General features: G+C 69.5%; 23 protein-coding genes and 1 riboswitch. Of the genes, 10 read left to right on the forward strand and 13 right to left on the reverse strand.

Annotated features, from left to right (window positions below; all coding sequences use genetic code 11):
- Nucleotides 1–22: 22 nt before the first annotated feature.
- A riboswitch (cobalamin riboswitch) is annotated at nt 23–175 on the reverse strand.
- The 4 genes from KY5_RS15415 to clpS form a co-directional block, all read right to left on the reverse strand.
- Complete coding sequence (locus KY5_RS15415) at nt 148–570, reverse strand: Mov34/MPN/PAD-1 family protein (RefSeq protein ID WP_159072530.1); 423 nt, start codon at nt 568–570, stop codon at nt 148–150. It overlaps the preceding riboswitch by 28 nt.
- A gap of 84 nt (nt 571–654) precedes the next feature.
- Nucleotides 655–2,121, reverse strand: coding sequence for an amino acid permease (locus KY5_RS15420; protein ID WP_098247273.1), 1,467 nt, complete (start codon nt 2,119–2,121; stop codon nt 655–657).
- Nucleotides 2,122–2,492: 371 nt separating this feature from the next.
- The gene (locus KY5_RS15425; RefSeq protein ID WP_098242792.1) at nt 2,493–3,101 is read right to left on the reverse strand and encodes a DUF2017 domain-containing protein; all 609 of its coding nucleotides are present in this window, start codon (nt 3,099–3,101) and stop codon (nt 2,493–2,495) included.
- Nucleotides 3,102–3,144: 43 nt separating this feature from the next.
- Complete coding sequence (gene clpS, locus KY5_RS15430; RefSeq protein WP_055545376.1) at nt 3,145–3,459, reverse strand: ATP-dependent Clp protease adapter ClpS; 315 nt, start codon at nt 3,457–3,459, stop codon at nt 3,145–3,147.
- A gap of 124 nt (nt 3,460–3,583) precedes the next feature.
- On the opposite strand from clpS, the gene KY5_RS15435 reads away from it, so the two are divergent.
- Entirely contained in the window at nt 3,584–4,912 is a 1,329-nt protein-coding gene (locus KY5_RS15435; RefSeq protein ID WP_098242793.1) for a nicotinate phosphoribosyltransferase, read from the forward strand.
- A 169-nt stretch (nt 4,913–5,081) separates the two neighbouring features.
- Entirely contained in the window at nt 5,082–5,666 is a 585-nt protein-coding gene (locus tag KY5_RS15440) for an isochorismatase family protein (RefSeq protein WP_098242794.1), read from the forward strand.
- Nucleotides 5,667–5,771: 105 nt separating this feature from the next.
- On the opposite strand, the gene KY5_RS15445 is transcribed toward KY5_RS15440, so the two are convergent.
- Nucleotides 5,772–6,107, reverse strand: coding sequence for a hypothetical protein (locus tag KY5_RS15445; RefSeq protein ID WP_098242795.1), 336 nt, complete (start codon nt 6,105–6,107; stop codon nt 5,772–5,774).
- Between the two features lie 147 nt (nt 6,108–6,254).
- Nucleotides 6,255–8,666, reverse strand: a complete 2,412-nt coding sequence (locus KY5_RS15450; RefSeq protein ID WP_098242796.1) for an immune inhibitor A domain-containing protein — start codon at nt 8,664–8,666, stop codon at nt 6,255–6,257.
- A gap of 492 nt (nt 8,667–9,158) precedes the next feature.
- On the opposite strand from KY5_RS15450, the gene KY5_RS15455 reads away from it, so the two are divergent.
- Complete coding sequence (locus KY5_RS15455) at nt 9,159–9,440, forward strand: hypothetical protein (protein ID WP_098242797.1); 282 nt, start codon at nt 9,159–9,161, stop codon at nt 9,438–9,440.
- Between the two features lie 125 nt (nt 9,441–9,565).
- Here KY5_RS15455 and KY5_RS15460 read toward each other — a convergent pair whose 3' ends face one another.
- Together KY5_RS15460 and KY5_RS15465 are read right to left on the reverse strand one after the other, a co-directional pair.
- Nucleotides 9,566–10,270, reverse strand: coding sequence for an RDD family protein (locus KY5_RS15460; protein WP_098242798.1), 705 nt, complete (start codon nt 10,268–10,270; stop codon nt 9,566–9,568).
- Nucleotides 10,271–10,371: 101 nt separating this feature from the next.
- Nucleotides 10,372–11,925 carry an RDD family protein gene (locus KY5_RS15465; protein WP_098242799.1) on the reverse strand — a complete coding sequence of 518 codons (1,554 nt, stop codon included), beginning with the start codon at nt 11,923–11,925 and terminating at the stop codon, nt 10,372–10,374.
- A gap of 289 nt (nt 11,926–12,214) precedes the next feature.
- Here KY5_RS15465 and KY5_RS15470 point away from each other — a divergent pair, with 289 nt between their 5' ends.
- On the forward strand, nt 12,215–12,700 hold the full coding sequence (locus KY5_RS15470; protein ID WP_098242800.1) for an SsgA family sporulation/cell division regulator: 486 nt from the start codon (nt 12,215–12,217) through the stop codon (nt 12,698–12,700).
- A 49-nt stretch (nt 12,701–12,749) separates the two neighbouring features.
- On the opposite strand, the gene KY5_RS15475 is transcribed toward KY5_RS15470, so the two are convergent.
- Nucleotides 12,750–14,120 (reverse strand): FAD-binding oxidoreductase, encoded by a 1,371-nt coding sequence (locus tag KY5_RS15475; RefSeq protein ID WP_098247274.1) that lies wholly within the window; start codon nt 14,118–14,120, stop codon nt 12,750–12,752.
- A 108-nt stretch (nt 14,121–14,228) separates the two neighbouring features.
- On the opposite strand from KY5_RS15475, the gene KY5_RS15480 reads away from it, so the two are divergent.
- Complete coding sequence (locus tag KY5_RS15480) at nt 14,229–15,710, forward strand: tetratricopeptide repeat protein (RefSeq protein ID WP_234362739.1); 1,482 nt, start codon at nt 14,229–14,231, stop codon at nt 15,708–15,710.
- Here the strand turns inward: KY5_RS15480 and nthA are convergent.
- The 4 genes from nthA to hppD form a co-directional block, all read right to left on the reverse strand.
- Nucleotides 15,673–16,260, reverse strand: coding sequence for a nitrile hydratase subunit alpha (gene nthA, locus KY5_RS15485; protein WP_098242801.1), 588 nt, complete (start codon nt 16,258–16,260; stop codon nt 15,673–15,675). The genes KY5_RS15480 and nthA overlap by 38 nt on opposite strands.
- Entirely contained in the window at nt 16,257–16,544 is a 288-nt protein-coding gene (locus tag KY5_RS43065; RefSeq protein ID WP_324962339.1) for an SH3-like domain-containing protein, read from the reverse strand. The genes nthA and KY5_RS43065 overlap by 4 nt, the downstream gene beginning before the upstream one ends.
- Complete coding sequence (locus tag KY5_RS43070) at nt 16,537–16,818, reverse strand: SH3-like domain-containing protein (RefSeq protein WP_098242803.1); 282 nt, start codon at nt 16,816–16,818, stop codon at nt 16,537–16,539. The genes KY5_RS43065 and KY5_RS43070 overlap by 8 nt, the downstream gene beginning before the upstream one ends.
- Before the next feature lie 111 nt (nt 16,819–16,929).
- Nucleotides 16,930–18,084, reverse strand: a complete 1,155-nt coding sequence (hppD, locus tag KY5_RS15500; RefSeq protein ID WP_098242804.1) for a 4-hydroxyphenylpyruvate dioxygenase — start codon at nt 18,082–18,084, stop codon at nt 16,930–16,932.
- 121 nt (nt 18,085–18,205) lie between these two features.
- Between hppD and KY5_RS15505 the strand changes: the two genes are divergently transcribed.
- The 5 genes from KY5_RS15505 to KY5_RS15525 all read left to right on the forward strand — a co-directional run bounded on the left by KY5_RS15505 (nt 18,206) and on the right by KY5_RS15525 (nt 22,565).
- The gene (locus KY5_RS15505) at nt 18,206–18,676 is read left to right on the forward strand and encodes an Lrp/AsnC family transcriptional regulator (protein ID WP_055549677.1); all 471 of its coding nucleotides are present in this window, start codon (nt 18,206–18,208) and stop codon (nt 18,674–18,676) included.
- Nucleotides 18,677–18,765: 89 nt separating this feature from the next.
- Complete coding sequence (locus KY5_RS15510) at nt 18,766–19,413, forward strand: ABC transporter permease (protein ID WP_098242805.1); 648 nt, start codon at nt 18,766–18,768, stop codon at nt 19,411–19,413.
- Nucleotides 19,406–20,692, forward strand: coding sequence for a betaine/proline/choline family ABC transporter ATP-binding protein (locus KY5_RS15515; protein ID WP_098242806.1), 1,287 nt, complete (start codon nt 19,406–19,408; stop codon nt 20,690–20,692). The genes KY5_RS15510 and KY5_RS15515 overlap by 8 nt, the downstream gene beginning before the upstream one ends.
- Nucleotides 20,689–21,600, forward strand: a complete 912-nt coding sequence (locus tag KY5_RS15520) for an ABC transporter permease (protein WP_098242807.1) — start codon at nt 20,689–20,691, stop codon at nt 21,598–21,600. The genes KY5_RS15515 and KY5_RS15520 overlap by 4 nt, the downstream gene beginning before the upstream one ends.
- A complete protein-coding gene (locus tag KY5_RS15525; protein ID WP_098242808.1) occupies nt 21,597–22,565 on the forward strand; it encodes a glycine betaine ABC transporter substrate-binding protein in 969 nt (322 codons plus the stop codon). The genes KY5_RS15520 and KY5_RS15525 overlap by 4 nt, the downstream gene beginning before the upstream one ends.
- Nucleotides 22,566–22,577 lie beyond the last annotated feature (12 nt).

Consider the following 22,577-nt stretch of genomic DNA (forward strand, 5'->3'; position numbering starts at 1 on the left):
GGATTTCCGCGTCCCCTGCGTAGCGTGGAGGAAGGCGGCAGGTCAGTTCCTGACTCCCCCGCCCCCGGTGCGGGGTGGGGTCACAGTGGCGGGACCGTGCCGGGTTCGCACCGGCTTCCTGGCTCCTGCCGCCCTCATGAGTAAAGCTCAGTATGCCTGTACGACCTTTACCTCTTCCTCGGTGACCTCGCCCTCCACGATCCGGTACGAGCGGAACTGGAAGGGGCCCGCGTCGTCGGTGTCGGCCGTGGAGACCAGGACGTAGTGCGCGCCGGGCTCGTTGGCGTAGGTGATGTCGGTGCGCGAGGGGTAGGCCTCGGTCGCGGTGTGCGAGTGGTAGACGATCACCGGCTCCTCGTCGCGGTCGTCCATCTCGCGGTAGAGCTTGAGCAGGTCGGTCGAGTCGAACTCGTAGAACGTGGGCGAGCGGGCCGCGTTCAGCATCGGGATGAAGCGCTCGGGGCGGCCGGTGCCTTCCGGGCCCGCGACCACACCGCAGGCCTCGTCGGGGTGGTCCTGGCGCGCGTGCGCGACGATCTGGTCGTGGAGGGCCTGGGTGATGGTCAGCATGGCAGCCAGGATAAGCAGAGGGGCCGGTCCGTACCGAGGAGTGGTACGAACCGGCCCACATGCTGGGATCCAGCGGTTGCCGCGCTACTTCACCGCGTCCTGCGACTCGGCCTTGCCGCCGGACGCCTGCGGGTTCCCGCGCTGCATGACCAGGTAGCCGACGCCCAGGATCAGGGCCCAGACGGGAGCCGCGTAGAGCGAGATGCGCGCGTCCTTGTCGATGCCCATCATCACGATCACCATGCCGATGAAGGCGAGGGCGAACCAGCTCGTGTACGGGGCGCCGGGCGCCCGGAAGGTGGACTGCGGCAGCTCGCCGCGGTCGGCCTTGCGGCGGTACTTGATCTGGCAGACCAGGATCATGATCCAGGCCCACATGCCGGAGATGGTCGCGAAGGAGACGACGTAGTTGAACGCCTCGCCCGGCCACTGGTAGTTGATCCAGACGCCGACCAGCATCAGCGCGGCGGAGAAGGTCGTGCCGACGAGCGGCAGGCCGTTCTTCGTGAGCTTGGTGAAGAACTTCGGGCCCTGGCCGTTCATCGCCAGGTCGCGCAGCATGCGGCCGGTGGAGTACATGCCGGAGTTGCAGGAGGAGAGCGCGGCCGTCAGGACGACGAAGTTGACGATCGCCGCGCCGATGCCGAGGCCCATCTTGTCGAAGGCGGCGACGAACGGCGAGACGCCCGGCACGAACTCCGTCCACGGGACGACCGAGAGGATCATGATGAGCGCGCCGACGTAGAAGACGGCGATGCGCCACGGCACGGTGTTGATGGCCTTGGGCAGGACGGTCTTCGGGTCCTTGGACTCGCCCGCGGTGACGCCGACGAGCTCGACGGCGAGGAAGGCGAACATCACGATCTGCAGCGTCATCAGCGTGGAGCCGATGCCGTTGGGGAAGAAGCCGCCCTGGTCCCACAGGTGGGTGACGGAGGCGGTGTCACCGGCGTCGGAGAAGCCGATGGTGAGGATGCCGACGCAGATCAGGATCATGCCGATGATCGCGGTGACCTTGACCATCGAGAACCAGAACTCGAGCTCGCCGAAGAGCTTCACGGAGATCAGGTTGGCGCCGTAGAGGATGACCGTGAAGATCAGCGCGTATCCCCATTGCGGAATGGAGTCATGTGTCCAGTACTGCATGTACTGGGCGGCCGCCGTGACTTCCGTGATGCCGGTGACGACCCAGAAGAGCCAGTACGTCCAGCCGGTCACGTACCCGAAGAACGGGCCGATGAATTCACGCGCGTACTCCGAGAAGGAGCCCGAAACGGCGCGGTACATGAGGAGCTCGCCGAGCGCCCGCATGATGAAGAAGATGACGAGGCCCGCGATGGCGTACGCCAGGATGAGGCTGGGCCCGGCCTTGTGAATGGCCTTGCCCGCGCCGAGGAACAGGCCGGTGCCGATGGCACCGCCGATCGCGATCATCTGGATCTGCCGGGCCCCGAGCCCGCGCTGGTAACCCTCGCCCTCGCCGGACTGCCCGGCGGCGGACTGCCCGGCCTCATTGCCGTCGTGATGCTCTTCGACCTGCACTGAGGTCATGGTGACGCCTTTCTCCATGCTGATCCGCGCCCGCACATCTGCGTTGTGGCTGCGGATCAGGTCCTGATCCCCCCGGATATGGAATGGAGTGCTACCGGCGGTCTGCCGGCTGGAGCGCCCCCGGCGACATGGGTGGCGTCGCCGAGTGGTCGTGAAGATTTATCACGGCGGCAACAGTGACGCTTTGAGCCACATGTGGCTCACGTCACTGGAAGAAGCGGACAAAGTTCTCTTGCGCCGCCATAAAAGGGCACTGGCTTGACGGGATCGTTATCCGGATTTGAGCGTCCGCTGAGCGAACGGTGCGGGAGCGCCGCAGAATACTGCTATATACACCGAGTCTCGGGAGTGCCCGCCCCGCGATGCCCGGGTCACTGCTCCAGCAACGTCTCGACCAGCGTTTCCTGGAGCCCGCCGAGCCACAGGTAGGCCATCACCATCGGCTTGCGCGGGTCGGAGTCGGGGAGGCGGTAGAGCAGATCCGCGTCCTCCTCGTCGGTGACGTCGAGGCGCGTGCCGATCGCGAGACGCAGGTCGTTGAGCGAGCCGAGCCAGTGCCGCGACTCCTCGACCGACAGTTTCAGGACAGCTCCGCCCTCGCCCGACGCCGTCATCGCGTCCAGGGAGCGGATCACGACCAGGGCGTCGTCGCGCTTCTTGGCCCGCAGGTCGTTCTCCGTGAAGCGCCGGAACTCGGCCGAATACGCGCGCAGTTCCTCCGGGTCGCCGACGGCGCCCTGCTCGCTGCCGGGACCGCCGTAGGCGTCGGGGAGCAGACGCATCATCACCGGGTCGGTGGGCGGCTCGCTCGGACCCTCGGCGAAGAGCTCGGCGAGCGGATCGTCGGAGGGCTCACCGCCGGGGCCGGGACCGATCAGCTCCAGGAGCTGCACGGCGAGGGAGCGGATGATCGAGATCTCGACCTCGTCGAGCGCGACGGCGGCGCCGCCCCCGGGGATGGGTTCGAAGTGTCCTGGCATCAGATGCGTCGCTGCTTCCGGTCCGTGCGCTGCGGGCGGGCCACTACTTGCGGTCCTGCTGAAGGGTGGCCCAGAGGCCGTAGCCGTGCATGGCCTGGACGTCGCGCTCCATCTCCTCGCGACTGCCGCTGGAGACGACCGCGCGGCCCTTGTGGTGCACGTCCATCATCAGCTTCGTGGACTTCTCCTTGGAGTACCCGAAGTACGTCTGGAACACATACGTCACGTAGCTCATCAGGTTCACGGGGTCGTTGTGCACGAGCGTGATCCAGGGGACGTCCGGCTCGGGGACGACGTGTACCTCTTCGTCCGAATCGGGTCGGGTGATCTCTGCGGGAGCCGTACTCACCTGTCCCATGCTGCCACCCCGAGGGGGGCCTCGCACAAATGCCCTCCCGTACGGCAGCCCTTCCGCGGGACCGTCCTCGCCGCGCGGCCCTTGAAATCGTCAGAGTGACGAAATGCGGGGTAGCATCCTTCCTATGAACACAGCGGACCTTGGCCTGCCGGTGGATGTTCCGTCGACAGCGCTCTTCACCGACCAGTACGAGCTGACGATGCTGCAGGCCGCGCTGAAGGCGGGCACGGGCGAGCGGCGTTCGGTCTTCGAGGTCTTCACCCGCAGACTCCCCGAGGGCCGCCGCTACGGCGTGGTGGCCGGAACGGGCCGCGTCCTGGACGCCGTCGAGAACTTCCGCTTCGACGCGGACGTCATCAACTTCCTGCGCGAGCGCCGCATCGTCGACGAGGCGACCCTCAAATGGCTCTCCTCGTACCGCTTCGGCGGCGACATCTGGGGCTACCCCGAGGGCGAGGTGTACTTCCCCGGCTCGCCGATCCTGCGCGTCGAGGGCTCCTTCGCGGAGTGCGTGCTCCTGGAGACCGTGATCCTCTCCATCCTCAACCACGACTCGGCGATCGCGGCCGCCGCGTCCCGCATGTCGTCGGCCGCGGGTGAGCGCCCGCTGATCGAGATGGGCGCGCGCCGCACCCACGAGCTGGCCGCCGTGGCCGCGTCCCGCGCCGCGTACGTCGGGGGCTTCGCGACCACGTCGGACCTCGCGGCGGGCTTCCGCTACGACATCCCCACCGTCGGCACCAGCGCCCACGCCTTCACCCTGCTGCACGACAACGAGCGCGACGCGTTCCAGGCCCAGGTCGACTCGCTCGGCCCCGGCACGACCCTGCTCGTGGACACGTACGACGTGACCGAGGCCGTCCGCACCGCCGTCGAGGTCGCGGGGCCCGAGCTCGGCGCGGTGCGCATCGACTCCGGTGACCTGCTCCTGGTCGCCCACCGGGTGCGCCAGCAGCTGGACGAGCTCGGCGCCACGAAGACGAAGATCGTCGTCACCTCCGACCTCGACGAGTACGCCATCGCCTCGCTCGCCGCGGCGCCCGTCGACGCGTACGGCGTGGGCACCCAGCTCGTCACCGGGTCCGGGCACCCCACCTGCTCCATGGTCTACAAGCTGGTGGCCCGCGCCCACTCGGCGGACGCCGAGGCGCCGCTCGAACCCGTCGCGAAGAAGTCGCTCGGCGCCAAGAGCTCCCTGGGCGGGCGCAAGTGGGCCGCGCGCAGGACCGACGAGCAGGGCGTCGCCGAGGCCGAGGTCGTGGGCACCGGGCCCGTGCCTCCCGCGCTCGCCGACCGGCAGCTCCTGGTCGAGCTGGTCAAGGGCGGCGAGGTGGTCGCCCGCGAGCCGCTCGACGCGGTCCGCGACCGGCACGCGGCGGCCCGGGCGGGGCTGCCGCTCTCGGCGACCCAGCTGTCCCGGGGCGAGGCCGTCATTCCCACGGAATACCTCTGACGGCACACGCCTGACGGAATACATCCGACGCTCCGGGGAAGGGGCGTCACCCGGGCAACAGGAGCCCGTCAAACGCCCCTTCCCGCGACGTACGTGAAGTCTCTACTCTCGGTTCATCCGGCCGAGTCCCCCACCGATCCCCGCCCTGCCGAGCCGAAGGACACCCGCCATGCGCCGCGCCCTGATCGTCGTCGATGTGCAGAACGACTTCTGCGAAGGCGGCAGCCTCGCGGTCGCCGGTGGGGCGGACGTGGCCGCCGCCATCACCGAGCTCATCGGCCAGGCCCCGGCCGGATACCGGCACGTGGTGGCCACCCGTGACCACCACGTCGACCCCGGCGCCCACTTCTCCGACCACCCGGACTACGTCGACTCCTGGCCGCCGCACTGCGTGGCGGGCACGGAGGGCGTCGGCTTCCACCCGAACTTCGCCCCCGCCGTCGCCTCCGGCGCGATCGACACGGTCTTCGACAAGGGGGCCTACTCGGCGGCGTACAGCGGCTTCGAGGGCACCGACGAGAACGGGGTGTCCCTCGCGGACTGGCTGCGGGAGCGGGGGATCACGGAGGTGGACGTGGTGGGGCTCGCCACGGATCACTGCGTTCGGGCTACTGCGGTGGACGCGGCTCGGGAGGGGTTCAGGACTACCGTCCTGCTGGACCTGACGGCGGGGGTTTCGGAGTCCACCACTGCTGCGGCGATGGCCGAGCTGGGCTCGGCCGGGGTCGAGCTGATCGGGAAGCCCGTCGTCTGACCTGACACGGGGCTCCGCCCCGGACCCCGCTCCTCAAACGCCGGAGGGGCTGGATTTCGGACCCCGGGCTCAGACCCCGGAGGGGCTGGATTTCGGGCCCCGGGCTCAGACCCCGGAGGGGCTGATTCTGCCCGCGCCACCCTGTCTCCGCAGCGCTCTGATCGGGTGCCACAGCTCCCTCGCGTCGTCCGGTGCCGTGCGCCATATGAGGCCGTCGGGGTGGTGCAGGACCGCCGTGACCTCGTCAGGGGTCGGCGGCTCCGCGTTGCCGCGGAGGTACACCGCCCGCATGCCGAGGTTGCGCAGCCGGGTCAGCGCCCTGGCGCGGTTCACGGCGTGCACGATCATGCGGACCGTGCCCTCGCCCGGCGACGGGCTCGGCAGGGTCAGTGCCACCACCACGCTGCCGTTCGGCAGCTTGCAGAAACCTCCTGCGGACATGCTTCGTCACACCCCCGTGAGACATCGCGCGAGATCCCTGGCCGGACCCCGCGTCAATAAGAAAGCCACAGCACGCACCTAAACACGATCGGCCGCCGCCCGCTAGAGGGCGACGGCCGATCATGGTTTGACCTGCAGAAACGCTAATTACTTCGTGGAGGGACCCACCTGGACCGTGATCGTCGAGCCGTCCTTGGGCTGCTTGATGATCTTGATCTGAGTGTTGGTGTCAGTGACCTTGACACTTCCCGTGGGGTTCTCCTTGTACCAGTAGGTGCCCTTGCGGTCGTCGAAGACCGGGACGCCCTTCTGGGACTTGACCTTCAGCGCCACGTCCGCGTTGTGGAGCGTGAGCTTGTCCGTCGCGAACTTGCTGAAGGGCGCGTCGAACGGCTGGATCTTGTTGCGCAGGACCGTGCCGTCCGACCACTTCAGCGGCTTGGCGTGGGCGTCCACCGGAAGGATCAGACCCTGGCCCGGGTGGGCGCTGGTGTTGTTGTCCTTCTGCGAGGTGTCCCACTGCCAGACCATCAGGCCCGTCTGGTAGGGGTAGTGCTCCACCCAGTCCGGGCGGGCCTTCGAACCGAAGTTGTACGGGCCGACCTCGAGGGTCTTGTCGTACGAGACGTACTGGCGGTTCTCGGCGAGGTAGTACTGGTCGTACTTCTTGGTGAAGGACTCGCCGATGCGCGAGAAGCCCTTCGCCGTCCAGCCGTTGTCGTCGCCCTCGGCGCCGTCCTCGAAGAGCTTGGTGCCGTCCGCGGTGACCGCGATGGCGTCGGCCGCGAAGCCCTTGCCGCCCGCGCCGCCGTCCGTGGAGTAGCGGAAGCGGACGTCGATCTTCTTGCCCGCGTAGGCGTCGAGCGGGAAGAGGAGCTTCTTGTACTTGGCCGAGGCGCCGGTCAACGCGGGCTTGTCACCGGCGTCGCGCGGGATCGGCTTGCCGTCCGCGGTGCCGTCCACCGGCGTCCAGTTGGCGCCGCCGTCCGTCGAGACCTCGGTGTAGAGCCAGTCGTAGTTGGCCTCGATGTCCCACCAACCGTCGAGCGAGAGCTCGGCCTTGGACTTGCCGGTCAGGTCGACCGAGCGCGTCAGGGTGTTCTTGAGGTCGTCGCCCTGGTCGCTCCACCACTGCTTGGAGCCCTCGGTGGGCTTGGTGACCGTGGTGGTGACGGCCTTCTTCGGCAGGTCGACGACGAGCGCCTGACGGTGCCGGGTGTTGTACTCGGAGACGCCCAGCTTGTGCTCGGAGGTCGTCGCGGCCTTGGCCTTGGCGTAGTCGAGCCAGCCCAGCTGGAACTTGTCCCAGGCCGTCATGTCGCCCGGCAGGTCACCGATGGCGTCCTTGCCGGTGCCGAGCCAGGAACCCGCCGACATCAGCGACCAGAAGCCGACCGAGTTCTCGCCCTTGCCCGAGGTGTCGTACAGGTCGGGCAGGCCGAGGTCGTGGCCGTACTCGTGGGCGAAGACGCCGAGGCCGCCGTTCTCCGGCTGCATCGTGTAGTCGCCGACCCAGATGCCCGAGTCGCCGATCTGGGTGCCACCGGCCTTGTTGTTGCCGGGGCCCGTCTTGCCCGCGTCGTTGCCGTACGCGTACCAGCGGTGCGCCCACAGGGCGTTGGTGCCCTCGGCGCCGCCGCCGGCCGACTCGTCCTCGCCCGCGTGGACGATCTGGAAGTGGTCGATGTAGCCGTCGGGCTCGTTGAAGTCGCCGTCGCCGTCGAAGTCGTAGCGGTCCCACTGGTCGTACTTGGCCAGGTCCGCCTTGATCTGCGCGTCCGTGCGGCCCTGGGCCTTCTGGTCCTTGGTCCAGGCGGTCACGCCGTCCTTGACCGCGTCCCAGACGCTCGGGCAGTTGGTGTCGCCGCAGTAGTTCGAGCCGTAACGGGCCTCGTTGTAGTCGACCTTGACCCAGTCGGAGACCTCACCGTCGACCGAGTAGCGGCCGGACGAGGTCTTCTCGTAGTAGGTCTTCAGGGACTCCTTCTTCTTGCCCTTGGAGTCCTTGCCCTTCCCGAAGTACAGGTCCTGGAAGTGCTTCTGGTTGTAGTCCTTCTGCCAGGCCGTGCTGTTGTCCTTGGCACGGTCCGGCTTGGCTATCTTGTTGTGCAGCGGTCCCGGCTTGCCGCCGTACTTCTTGACCGGCGGCTCGGGGCCATCGGGACCGTCCGGGTCGTACATGGTCGTGTCGTCGACCTTGTCCCCGAACTCCACCAGGATCGTGAAGATCTTGTCGGTCTTCTCCCTGCCGAGCTCGACGTACTTCTTGTCGTCGAGCTTGACGACCTGGGAGCCGCCCTTCTTCTGGACCTTGGCGTCACCCGCGACGACCTGCTGCAGGGCGGCCTTGCGCTGCTGCGCCTGCTGCTTGCTGAACGGTCCGTCCAGGTCGTGGTCGACCTGGGCCTTGACCCTGGAGGGGTCCTGCCGGTCGACGGCCGGTGCCCCGCCCGAGGTGCCGCTGTCGGCCGTCGCGGTCGCCGCCGAGTACGTCGCGGCGGCCGCGGCCATCGCCACGGCCACCGCGGTGGCTCTGAACGCCCGTGTTCTGACTGTCACTTGATGCTGTCCTCCCCCGCGCCCGCGCGAGAATTGGCGGACCGAGATCCCGGTCGGAGGAGGTCCGCGCGCGATGTACGCGTCACAAGTGACGACATTCGACCGGAAGTACGGGAGAAAAGACAGACCTTGACTTGAACAGGCCAAGTGCACTATGCAGGCCGCGGGATCCGGTATCCGGACAGGAGGCACTCCCCCACGGAAAAGGTCAACGGGCGCGTCGCACCGTCCACTTACTGGACGCCGTGAACCCGTGCGCCCCCTGTGCTCCGGCACCGTGGGTTAGGTCACGCTTACCAGCCGTTCCCGTCGGGCATGCAGCGGAATAGAGTCAATCGACGGTGCGCTACCGCGCGAGGCGACACATCCCAAGTCGCCGCCGTCGAGCCCCCTTTGATTCGCATACAGCCGTTTCCTACATCCGCGTTCACCCTCATGGCCAAAAGCGTGGGGGGATCACCGCCGAGGACGGATCACGTCATGCCTCGTCCCATGCCTCGTCCGACCACCGCACAGATCACCTACGGTTCCGTGACCGTCGTCTTCTCCACCCTCGCCATGCTGCTGCTCTCCCAGACCAGTTCCGGGGTCGGCATCGCGGTGATAGCCCTGGCCGCGCTCGGCCTCGGCCTGCTGGTGGCGCTGACGGTCCCGTTCCCCAAGCCTGCCGCACCCGCCGCCAGGACCCTGCCCGCCCCCACCGAGGAGCGAGTGCCCGCGCAGCGCGGCGTGCTCGCCGAGTCCGTGGCGAGCGAGACGGCCGCCCACTCGTAACAGCGGGACGCCGCACTCGGAACAGCGAAACGGCGGGCCCGTACCCACGGACCCGCCGGATCAGGTGCCACCGCCGCACCTGGCGTCGACAGCTCGGTGCCGACCGCCTCTGTGTGTCAGGTGTGTCAGGCGCTGACCACCACTGTCTTCGCGGCCTTGTCGTGCAGGCCCTGCTTGTAGGGCTTGTCGAAGAAGCTCCAGCCGCCGCAGATCGCCGTCCAGATGCAGGCGCAGCAGAAGGCGAACGGCAGCCAGAGCACGGCCGCGCGGGCCAGCGCCGTCTGCAGGGTGGGCGTCGCCCCGTCGTTGAGGTTCGCGACGCGCATGCCCAGCCACTTCTTGCCGAGCGTCTGCCCGGACTTGGAGATCATGAAGCTGTCGTACGCGATGTAGAGCACGGCGGCCAGCAGGGACTGGCCGAACGACTTGCCCGTGTTCACCTTGTCCGGGTCGATGTCGTACTCGGCCGTGCCGAAGAGCCACGACAACAGGCCGACGACGATGCCCACCAGAATCATGTCGATGATGCGGGCGAGCACCCGCTTTCCGCTGTCGGCCAGTGGCGGCATCCCGGCGAGGGGGTCCTGCCCGCCGTAGCCACCGGGTCCACCGGCGGAGCCATAGGGGTCGCCGCCGTAGGGCGGGGGCGGCGGCGGGGTGCCGTAGGGCGAGCCTCCGCCGCCCGGCCCGGGCGGGCCCCCGTAGGGGGAGCCGCCGCCCGGCGGCGGGGTGTCGTACGGGGAGCCGCCACCCTGCGGGGGCTGCTGAGGCGGCTGCTTCTTGAACGGGTCGTCGTCCGGGGGCGGGTATTGCGGCGGTTCGGTGCTCATGGCCCGAGTCGACCGTGAAGGACCACGCTCCGCATCCGGCGAGCGGCTGACCGGGTTACCCCACCGGGCGCGTACGGGTCACGCCGCTCCCGGGCCCGACGTCATCCCGCGACGAACGTACCGGCCGCCTTGTCGTGCCAGCACTGCTTCCAGGGCCTGTCGAAGAGGCACCACAGCACGCCCACGACACCGATCACGAGGACGCCCGGCACGCTGTACACCAGCCACCGGCGCAGCGCCGCCCCGAACGACGGCGTCTCGTGCCCCTCGATGTCCCGCACGTCGATCCCGCACACCTTCTTGCCGAGCGTGCGGCCCCACTTGGCGGTGGGCAGCGCCTCGTAGACGACGCCGAAGAGCAGCAGGACGGCGAGGACGAGGCCGAGGTAGCCCGCGGTGGTGCCGTCCAGCAGCCAGACCGTGGTCTGCTCGCCGGACATCTTGGCCGCGTCGATCTTGCTGTCGACGTGGTCGGCGGCCTTGGTGCCGAGCGGCAGGGCCGCGGCGCCGGTGACGGCGGCCAGGACGACGGTGTCGATGAGCCGCGCCGCGAGCCGCCTGCCGAGCCCGGCGGGCCTGGCCGATGCCTGGGCCTGCGCGAGCGCGCCGAACGGGTCGCTGGCCACCGGCTTCCACGGCACGACGGGCTGCCCTTCGGCGCCCGGCGCGGGTCCCGCGAGCTGGTGGACCTGCTGGGCCCAGGAGGGCTGGCCGCCGCCGGGTCCCTGGGTAACGGGCGAGGGGGCGCCGCCCTGCTGCGGCACCGACTGCTGGGGCTGGGGCTGCGCTTGGGGCTGAGGCTGGGGCTGCGCGGGCGCGGCGGCCTGCGGCGGTACGGAGGCGGACTTGGGCCGCAGCGCGCGGATCGCCATGGTGCCTTCGGTGCCGCCGGACGCGGCGGGGGTGGCGGAGCCGCCGGGCTTGCCCGCCACAGGACCCGCGGGGCTCGCGGCGCCCGCGGGCCGCACGGGCCCGGTCGGGCGGCGGAACGTCACTGTGCCCTCGCCGGACGGCGGCTTCGGCGCACCCGGCTTGATGGCGCGGATCGCGACGGTCCCGGGGCTGCCGTGGTCGTCGGCGGGGGCGGCGGGCTCGGGGGTCTTGGGCTGCTGCGGCGACTGCGACTGCTGTGGTGCCTGGGCGGCCTCGGGGGTGCCCTGGACCGCCGCGTCGCTCGGTACGCGCGGGTCGGTCTGTCCCTGAGCGCCCCAGGAGATGCGCCGCTCGGCCTCACTGCCGAGGCCGGACTGCCGGGTGGCGTCGGCCTGCCAGGCGGACGCGGGCTCGGGACGCGCACCGTGCTGCGCGGAGTCGGCGGCGGAGGCGGAGGCGGAAGCAGCGGCGGGGTCAGTGGCGGAGGCGGTTCCGGACGTGGGGTCGGCCCCAAGTCCTGCCGACGGCTCCCCCGCTGACTCCTCGTCGAAGAAGACGGGCCCCGTCTCCTCGGCGGGCGCGGGGAACACCGGGGCCGCGGGGGCCACCTGGCCCGCTCCGGGCGGCGCGGGCAGGGGTTCGCCGTCGGTCGGCGCGGGACGGCTCGTACCGGGCACCCAGGCGGCACCGTTCCAGTACCGGACATATCCGGGAATGGACGGATCCGGGTAGTAGCCTTCGCGGGGCCTGTCGTCGCCTGGGGCCGGAGTTGGGGCGCTCATGTCCGTCGTCCCGTATCTGCTCGGGGGTCTTTTAGGTGCTCCACATCTATCAGACCCCGGTGTCCCACTGGGCCGGTCCCGCCCTACGGACCACTTTCCGGGCACGCTCCCCACACATCCCCCGCGTGCCGCGCACCCCCGGCCCGGCACCTCTTCGCGCACCTCGTCGTGCCCCTCGAAAAGTCCGCGAAGAAATTTTCCGGAACCCGCGTAATGCTCCGGCGATCTCGCGCTCTCCACTCGTACGGGTCCGCTCCCAGGGCCCGCACGAGGAAAGGAAGCACACGACATGCACTCTGTGGTGGAACGCGAGCTCGAACTCAAGCTGGTCCTCTCGCCGGAACGGGCCATCCCCGTCCCGGCCCGCCTCACCTACCGCACCGACGACCCCTACGCCGTCCACATCGCCTTCCACATCGGCTCGGAGCACCCGGTGAACTGGACGTTCGCCCGCGAGCTCCTGGTGGAGGGGGTGTTCAGGCCCTGCGGCCACGGTGACGTACGCGTCTGGCCCACGAAGGTGGAGGGGCGCAGCGTCGTCCTGATGGCGCTCAGCTCGCCGGACGGCGACGCCCTCCTGGAAGCCCCCGCCGCGGCCGTGTCCGCCTGGCTGGAGCGGACGCTGCGGGTGGTTCCTCCGGGCTCTGAGTCCGAGCAGCTCGGCATCGACGACGGCCTCGCCGAGCTGCTCGCACCCACACCCGGCCGCGGCCACGCCGACGAGCTGTGGCTGAGCGACCCCTGGCCCTCGGACGAGTCCAAGGACGGTGAGTGAGCTCCGCCGCCACGGGGGCGACCGCGGAGAGCCAAGAGCTGACCCGGGGTCAGAAGAGCTTGCCCGGGTTGAGGAGTGAGTGCGGGTCGAAGGCCGCCTTGACGGCCTGCTGCATCTCCACTCCCACCGGGCCGATCTCGCGTGCCAGCCACTCCTTCTTGAGGACCCCGACACCGTGCTCGCCGGTGATGGTGCCGCCGAGTTCCAGGCCGAGGGCCATGATCTCGTCGAAGGACTCGCGGGCACGCCGTGCCTCGTCGGGGTCTGCCGCGTCGAAGCAGACGGTGGGATGCGTGTTGCCGTCGCCCGCGTGCGCGCAGACCCCGATGGTCAGGCCGTACTTCTCACCGATGCGCTCGACGCCGTCGAGCATGTCGGCGAGCGCGGTGCGCGGTACGCACACGTCGTCGATCATCGTGGTGCCCTTGACGGCTTCGAGTGCCGTGAGGGACAACCGCCGCGCCTGGAGCAGGAGTTCCGACTCCGCCACGTCCTCGGCAGGGACCACCTGGGTGGCTCCCGCAGCCTCGCAGAGCGCGCCGACGGCGGCGAGGTCGGCGGCCGGGTCCAGGGTGTCGAAGGCGGCGAGCAGCAGCGCCTCGGTGGTCTCGGGCAGGCCCATGTGGGCCAGGTCGTTCACGGCCTTCACGGTCGTACGGTCCATCAGCTCCAGGAGCGACGGGACGTGACCGCCCTCCATGATCTTGCACACGGCGTCGCAGGCGGCCTTCGACGAGCCGAACTCGGCGGCGAGGACCAGCTGTTGCGGCGGCTTCGGCTTGAGCGCGAGCACGGCGCGGACGACGATGCCGAGGCTGCCCTCGGAGCCGACGAAGAGCCGGGTCAGGTCGTATCCCGCGACGCCCTTGGCGGTACGGCGTCCGGTGCTCATCAAGCGGCCGTCGGCGAGGACGACGTCGAGCCCGAGGACGTACTCCGCGGTGACTCCGTACTTCACGCAGCAGAGCCCGCCCGATGCGGTGCCGATGTTGCCGCCGATGGTGCAGGTCTCCCAGCTGGAGGGGTCCGGGGGGTAGTAGAGCCCGTGTTCGCCGACCGCGCGGGAGAGCGTGGCGTTGACGACGCCCGGCTCGACGACCGCGATCCGGTCGACGGGGCTGATCTCCAGGATGCGGTCCATCTTGACCAGGGAGAGCACGACGCAGCCCTCGCTGGCGTTGGCCGCGCCCGACAGGCCGGTGCGCGCGCCCTGCGGGACGACGGGGACGCGCAGTTCGGTGGCGGTGCGCATGACGTGCTGGACCTGTTCCACGGTGCGCGGCAGGACGACCGCGGCGGGGACGCCCGCTTCGCAGAAGCTCGCCATGTCGTGGGAGTACGCGGCGGTGACGTCGGGATCCGTGAGGACCGCCTCGGCGGGCAGGCCCTCGTGGAGGAGTTCGATGAGTGTGCGGCTCATGATCACAGCCTCGCACCCGGGGCCATCGGTGTGAACCCGTGTGCGACGCCGTTCCGTGCCGCCGGGATGTGCTCTTCATATGGACGTCACTGCCGCACAGTGATCGTCATGAGGCCCTCGGTGAAGCGTCTGGTGATCGCGTCCGTCGCGGGGAGCGTCGTGCTCGGCGGCGTCCTGGTGCTGCTGCCCTCCTCGGACGGGAAGTCGGCGCCGCCCGCGCTCGGGCCCGCCGGACGCGCCATGGTGGCCGTGGGCGCGGGCGTCCCCGCTGCCCTGCCCGATCTGACGGCGCTCATCGGGGAGCGCGAGGCGCAGGTGCGGGCCCACCCCCGCGACGACCAGTCCTGGGCGGTGCTCGGCTCGGCGTACGTCGCCCGGGGCGTGCGGACCGCCGACGTGGCGTACTACCCGAAGGCCGAGCACGCCCTGCGCGCCTCGCTCAAGGCCAGGCCGCGCGGCAACGCCGAGGCCCTGACGGGGCTCGCGACGCTGGCCAACGCCCGGCACGACTACCGTGCCGCCCGCACCTGGGGCGAGCAGGCGGTCCGGCAGGCGCCGAAGCGGTGGACGGCGTACCCGGCGCTGATCGACGCCTACAGCGGGCTCGGCGACGCCAAGGCGGTGGGCAGGGCGCTGGAGTCCCTCCAGGAACTGGGTTCGGGCCCCTCGGTCATGACGCGGGCGGGGCAGGTCTACCGGGACCGGGGCTGGCGCGAGGACGCGGGCGCCGCGCTCGCCGACGCGGCGGCGCTCGCCGAGGCCCCGGCGGAGAAGGCGGCGTGCCTGTACCGCGTCGCCGAGCTCGCCTGGGAGCGGGGCGAGCCGACGGAGGCGCTGCGCTACTACGACGCGGCGCTCGCGGCCGACCCGGAGCACCACCCCTCCCTCGCGGGCCGGGGCCGTGCCCTCGCCGCGCTCGGCCGCTCGTCGGACGCGCTACAGGCCTACCGTTCGGCACTCGCCAAGCAGCCGATGCCCGAATACGCCTTGGAACTGGGCGAGTTGTACGAGTCGCTGAAGCTGGCCCCGGCGGCACGCGCGCAGTACGACGTGCTGCGGGCGCGGGTGCGGCAGGAGAGCGCGGACGGGGTGAACAACGAGCGCGTGCTCGGTCTGTTCGAGGCGGACCACGGGGACGCGGACGCGGCAGTGGAGCGCCTCACCGCCGAGTACAAGCGGCACGGCAGCCCCGCGACGGCCGACGCGCTCGGCTGGGCACTGCACCGCTCCGGCGACGGCGAGGCGGGCCTGAAGCTGGTCACGAAGGCGATGGAGAAGGGCCCGCGCAGCGCCCTGTTCGCCTACCACCGGGGGCAGATCGAGCGGGAGCTCGGCGAGTACGGCGCGGCGCGACGACATCTCGGCGAGGCGCTGCGCCTCAACCCCTTCTTCTCCCCGCTCTACGCCCCCGCGGCACAGGAGGCCCTGACGGCCCTGGGCGACCCCCCGGAGGGCGGCCCGGAGGAGATGTACGCCCCGGCTCCACCAGTGGCGCCCCTTAAGGGGCGCGGGGAACTGCGCGACAAGCCACAACGGCCCGCAGCCAACGCACTCAGAGAACCGAGGTCCCGATCAACCCGTTCCGGGTGACAAGACCGGCCAGTTCCTCCTCGGCGAGAGCCCCCGTGCCAGCAGGCCGTCGAGGCAGCACCAGATACCGCGTCTCCGCACTGGAGTCCCAGACGGTGACAGCCACCGTGGACGGCAACTCGACCCCGAACTCCCGGAGAACCTCAAGAGGCTCCCGCACCACCCGGGACCGGTACGCCTCGCTCTTGTACCAACTCGGCGAGGGCCCGAGCAGCCGCACCGGGTAGCAGGAGCACAGGGTGCAGACCACGACGTTGTGGGTGTCCTCCGTGTTCTCGACGACCCGCAGCCGCTGGGGCTGGACTCCCCCTGCCGCGTAGCCGAGTTCGGCCACCGCGGCGGTCCCGTCGGCGAGCAGCCGCTCCTTGTAGGCGGGGTCGGTCCAGGCCCGCGCGACGACCCGGGCACCGTTGAGCGGGGTAGCGCCGCTCAGGAAGGCGTCGAGCATCTCGTCGAGCGCGGCGCCGACGACGACGGCCCGGTCCTCCAACAGGGTTTCCAGGCGCCGTACTTGGCGTGAGATCAGCGCGTCCGCGTGCGTACCGCTCATGACGTCCCGTCCTCCGGGTTCTCCAAGTAGCTCTCCCACAGGTCGAGTACGACGTGGTGATCGCCCTCGCCCCACAGCTCGCGCGCCGCGAACCGCACGGCGTAGACCTGCTCGACGGGCGCGTCGTCCCTGCCCTGCGAGCGGACGTCGGCCAGCGGATGGCGGCCCTCGGGCTCGACGACCACGCCGTGCTTGCCGCGGGCGTAGCGCGGCAGGCGGGTGTGGTGGGGCGGGTCGTGGCGCGCGGTGCGCACGCGGGCGCCGGGCCTGAAGCGGTCAGTCATCGAGTTCCGCCATGGCGACGACGCCCTTGCGGTCCAGGAGCGTGCGGATCGCGTGGAACCAGCGCTCGTAGTACGAGGCCGCCAGATACGCGGAGGGCTCCATCGTCTCGACGGCGTCCCTGAACTCGTCGAGGTTGTAGACGCCTTCCCGTACGAGTGCGCTGTTCAGGGCGAACACGCGCGCTTCCCAGTCGGCGTGGAAGGGCTCGGTGTCGTCGCTGGTGTCGAGCGCCCCGAAGCCCTGCATGCCACCGACGTCGTTGATCCTGGCCATGCCCGCACCCTAGCCGCAACGGAACGCACAATCGCCGGACAGATCAAGCCTGTCCGGCGATTGAGGACGAGCTGGGCGCAGCCCGCGACGAGCCCCGCCAAGAGCCCGCCGTTACAGATTGCCCCGCTTCTCCTGCTCACGCTCGATCGCCTCGAAGAGCGCCTTGAAGTTCCCCTTGCCGAATCCCATGGACCCGTGCCGCTCGATCATCTCGAAGAAGACCGTCGGCCGGTCCTGCACCGGCTTGGTGAAGATCTGGAGCAGGTAGCCGTCCTCGTCGCGGTCGACGAGGATTTTCAGCTCGCGCAGCGTCTCGACCGGCACACGGGTCTCACCGGCCCACTCGCCGAGCGTGTCGTAGTACGAGTCCGGGGTGTCCAGGAACTGCACGCCCGCCGCGCGCATCGTGCGGACGGACTCGACGATGTCGTTCGTGGCGAGCGCGATGTGCTGGACGCCGGCGCCGCCGTAGAACTCCAGGTACTCGTCGATCTGCGACTTCTTCTTGGCGATGGCCGGCTCGTTGATCGGGAACTTGACCTTCAACGTCCCGTCGGCCACCACCTTCGACATCAGCGCGCTGTACTCGGTCGCGATGTCGTCGCCCACGAACTCCTTCATGTTCGTGAAGCCCATGACCTTGTTGTAGAAGCCGACCCACTCGTTCATCTTGCCGAGCTCGACGTTGCCCACGCAGTGGTCGATGGCCTGGAAGGTGCGCTTGGCCGGGGGCTCGACGATCGGCTTCGCGGGGCCGAATCCGGGCAGGTATGGACCGTCGTAGTCGACGCGCTCCACCAGCGTGTGCCGGGTCTTGCCGTAGGTGGCGATGGCGGCGAGCACGACGGTGCCGTTCTCGTCCTTGACCTCGTACGGCTCGGTGATGCCGCGCGCGCCGTGCTCGACGGCGTAGGCGTACGCGGCGCGCGCGTCGGGCACCTCGATGGCGAGGTCGACGACGCCGTCGCCGTGCTCGGCCACGTGCGAGGAGAGGAAGTGTCCCCAGTCGGTGGACGGCTTGATGACGGAGGTGAGGACGAAGCGGGCGGCGCCGTTCGTGAGCACGTAGCTGGCGGTCTCGCGGCTGCCGTTCTCCGGTCCGGAGTAGGCCACGAGCTTCATACCGAAGGCGGTGGAGTAGTAGTGCGCCGCCTGCTTGGCGTTGCCCACGGCGAAGACGACCGCGTCCATTCCCTTGACCGGGAAGGGATCGGCCTCGCGCGCGGTGTCGGGGGTGGGGTGGGTGGGGTTCGCGGAAGTTGCCATGGCCCGAGGCTCCCGCCGTTCCACAAGGTGCGCAATAGTTCGCGTTTTCAGTGGTCAATCTGCATAGCGACATACCAGTATGGCCGGGCTATCTGTACATCATGACCATCCCGGAGGCGGCATGGCGATCGATCATTTGGACGGCAGGCTCATCGTGCTCCTGGCGCGGGAGCCGCGTATCGGGGTTCTTGAGGCGTCCCGGCGGCTCGGCGTGGCGCGCGGCACGGTGCAGGCGCGGATGGACCGGCTTCAGTCCAATGGAGTCATCCGGGGCTTCGGCCCGGAGGTCGATCCGGCCGCGCTGGGCTACCCCGTCACGGCGTTCGCGACGCTGGAGATCAAACAGGGCCAGGGCGCGGACGTACGGGCCCATTTGGCGGGCGTGGCCGAGGTCCTTGAGCTGCACACCACCACGGGACACGGCGACATGCTCTGCCGTCTCGTGGCCCGGTCCAACGCCGATCTCCAACGTGTGATCGACCGGGTCGTGGGCTTTGATGGCATCGTCCGGGCCTCCACGGCGATCGTCATGGAAAATCCCGTTCCGCTGCGGATCATTCCGCTGGTGGAACAGGCGTCCGAAGACCCGTGAGTCACGGACCCGTGCGTCTGCGCCGCAGACCCGCGGGTCGGGGTCATCAGTCCGTGAGTCCCCTTCGGCAGAACGAGGTGAGCACTTCAGTGAATTTCTGGGACTACCTCGGCAACCGTCACCAGCAGTTGCTGACGGATGCGTTTCAGCACGCCAGCGCCGTCTTCCAGTGCATGGTCGTGGCGACCGTGATCGGCGTGCTGATCGGCGTCTTCACCTATCGCAGCGAGTGGGCGGGCAACGTGGCCACCACCGCGACCTCCACCATCTTGACCATCCCCTCGCTCGCCATGATCGGCCTGCTGATCCCGGTCGTGGGGCTCGGTGTGGCGCCGACGGTCATCGCGCTCACCCTGTACGGGCTGCTGCCGATCGTGCGCAACGCCATCGTGGGCCTGCGCGGCGTCGACCCCTCGCTCGTCGACGCGGCGAAGGGCATCGGGATGTCCAGGATCGCCCGGCTCTTCAAGGTGGAGCTGCCGATCGCCTGGCCGCCGATCCTGACCGGCATCCGCGTCTCCACCCAGATGCTGATGGGCATCGCCGCCATCGCCGCGTACGCGTCGGGTCCCGGACTCGGCAACGAGATCTTCCGCGGCATCGGCTCGCTCGGCTCCAAGAACGCGATCAACCAGGTGCTCGCGGGCACGCTCGGGATCATCATCCTCGCGCTGCTCTTCGACGCCGCGTACGTCCTGATCGGCAGGCTCACGATTTCGAGGGGTATCCGTGTCTGAGACCACCACCGAGACCGCGCGGGACGAGGCGGCGGACGCCTCCACCAGCTCGGGGACGTCGGGCGCGACCATCGAGCTGGAGAACCTCACCAAGCGCTACCCGGGCAGCGCCGAACCGGCCGTGGACAGCGTCAACATGGAGATCAAGGCGGGCGAGATCGTCATCTTCGTCGGCCCCTCGGGCTGCGGCAAGTCGACGACGCTGAAGATGATCAACCGCCTGATCGAGCCGACCAGCGGCCGCATCCGCATCGACGGCGAGGACGTCACCGACATCGACCCGGTGAAGCTGCGCCGCAAGGTGGGCTACGCGATCCAGTCCTCCGGGCTCTTCCCGCACATGACGGTCGCCCAGAACATCGCCCTCGTGCCGAAGATGGTGGGCTGGAGCAAGTCGAAGATCAAGTCGCGGGTCGAGGAGATGCTCGACCTCGTCGGGCTCGACCCGGGCGAGTTCCACGGCCGCTATCCGCGTCAGCTCTCCGGCGGACAGCAGCAACGCGTGGGCGTGGCGCGGGCGTTGGCGGCAGACCCGCCCGTACTCCTGATGGACGAGCCGTTCGGCGCCGTCGACCCCATCACCCGTGACCACCTCCAGGACGAGCTGATCCGGCTCCAGCACGAGCTGCACAAGACCATCGTCTTCGTCACGCACGACTTCGACGAGGCCATCAAGCTCGGCGACCGCATCGCGGTGCTGCGCGAGCGCTCGCACATCGCGCAGTTCGACACCCCCGAGGCGATCCTCACCAACCCCGCCGACGACTTCGTCTCCGGTTTCGTGGGCGCGGGCGCGGCCCTGAAGCGGCTCAACCTCACGCGCGTACGCGATGTGGAGATCGCCGACGTGCCCACGGTGACGATCGACGACCCGCTCCAGGACATCTTCAACAAGCTGCGCGCGGGCGGCACCAACGAACTGCTCCTGCTCGACAAGCGCGGCCGCCCCTACAAGTGGCTGCGGCGCGGCGACCTGATGCGCGCCAAGGGCTCGCTCGCGCGCGCGGGCACCCTCGTGCACGACACGGTGACCCGCGACGCCACCCTGCGCGACGCCCTGGAGGCAGTGCTCACGGACAACGCGGGCCGGGTCGCGGTGACCGGGCGGCGCGGCGAGTACACGGGCGTGGTCGACATGGAGACGCTGATGAACTCCGTGCACGAGATGCTGGAGGCCGACCGGCTCGAAGCCGTGGAGCACCAGCACGAACTGGAGGAACAGCGGGCCCAGTTGACGCATCTGGCCCAGGAGGGTGACGGCGGGGAGGGCAAGGCATGACGCCCCCGCCGCCGGGGAACACACCCCGGATCCCCGACCGCAAACCCTCCCCCAAGGACGTCTCGCAGAGCCGCCCCGTGGGCGAGCACGAGGTCAAGGGCCTGGCCTTCCGGGACATCGGCGAGGGCGAGCAGGAGGCGCCGCCGCCCGTGGCGCCCGAGAAGCAGCCGCCGCGGGTCAGCTGGCAGAAGCTCGTCTTCCTGCCCGCGGTCCTCGCCGTGATCCTGCTGTGCACCTGGTGGTGGTTCCGGCAGGCGGACCTGGACTCGATCTCGAAGAACGCGCTCGCGGACGGCAACGTGTGGCTCAGGCTCCGCCAGCACATCGAGCTCACGGCCATCTCGACCTTCTTCGTACTGATCATCGCGATCCCGCTGGGGATCCTGCTCACCCGCAGGAAGCTGCGCAAGGCGGCCCCCGCCGCGATGGCGCTCGCCAACATCGGGCAGGCGACCCCGGCGATCGGCCTCCTGGCGCTCCTGGTGATCTGGCTCGGCATCGGCGAGAAGGCCGCCCTGATCGGCATCATCATCTACGCCGTACTGCCGGTGCTCTCCAATACGATCGCGGGCCTCAAGGCGAACGACCCGACGCTCCTCGAAGCGGCGCGCGGCATCGGGATGTCGCAGCTCGGGGTGCTCGGCAAGGTCGAACTCCCGCTCGCCGTACCGCTGATCCTCGCGGGCGTGCGGACGGCGCTCGTCCTGAACGTGGGCACCGCGACGCTCGCCACCTTCGGCGGTGGCGGCGGCCTGGGCGACCTGATCACGACGGGTATGACCAATCAGCGCATGCCGGTCCTGATGCTCGGCTCGATCCTGACGATCGCGCTCGCGCTGCTCGTGGACTGGCTGGCGTCCCTGGCCGAACTGTTCCTGCGTCCGCGCGGGTTGGAGGTGCGGTCATGAGGATCTCGCTGCGTACGGGGGTCATCGCGACGGTGGCCGGGGCGCTGCTCGCCGGGTGCGGGCTCACCAGCGGCAGCCCGATGGTCGACGACGTCAAGCCGGGCTCGATCGGCAAGGGCCTGCCGCTGAAGGGCGCGGACCTCACCGTCACCTCCAAGGAGTTCACCGAGCAGCTGATCCTCGGCGCGATCATGGGCATCGCGTTCGAGGCGGCGGGCGCGGACGTGCTGGACCGCACCGGGATCCAGGGCTCGATCGGCGCGCGCGAGGCGGTCAAGGGCGGTGACGCGGACGCCATGTACGAGTACACGGGCACCGCGTGGATCACCTACCAGGGCAACTCCAAGCCGATCACCGACCCGCAGAAGCAGTGGCAGGCGGTGCGGGACGCCGACCTGAAGAACGGCATCACGTGGCTGCCGCCCGCCACGCTCAACAACACCTACGCGCTGGCCATCAACAAGAAGAACGAGGCCAAGTACAAGCCGAAGACGCTCTCCGACGTGGCGGCCCTCTCCAAGTCGGACCCGAAGGCGGTCACGCTCTGCGTGGAGAGCGAGTTCTCCTCGCGCGAGGACGGTCTTCCGGGCATGCAGAAGGCGTACGGGATGAAGATCCCCAGCTCCAGCATCACCAAGATGGACACCGGGATCATCTACACGCAGGTCTCCAAGGGATCGTGCACGTTCGGCGAGGTCTTCACCACGGACGGCCGCATCAAGGCGATGGACCTGTCGGTGATGGCGGACGACAAGCACTTCTTCCCCAACTACAACGCGGCCCCCGAGATGAACAGCAAGGCCCTCAAGAAGTACCCGGAGATGGCGGAGGTGCTCGCGCCGATCACCGCGAAGCTGAACAACACGGTGGCGCGGGACCTCAACTCCAAGGTGGACGTGGAGGGTCAGGACCCTCATGAGGTGGCGAAGGACTGGCTGATCAAGGAGGGCTTCGTCAAGGAGTGAGCCAACGCTGCG

It is taken from the genome of Streptomyces formicae (assembly GCF_002556545.1).
Classification (GTDB): Bacteria; Actinomycetota; Actinomycetes; order Streptomycetales; family Streptomycetaceae; genus Streptomyces; species Streptomyces formicae_A.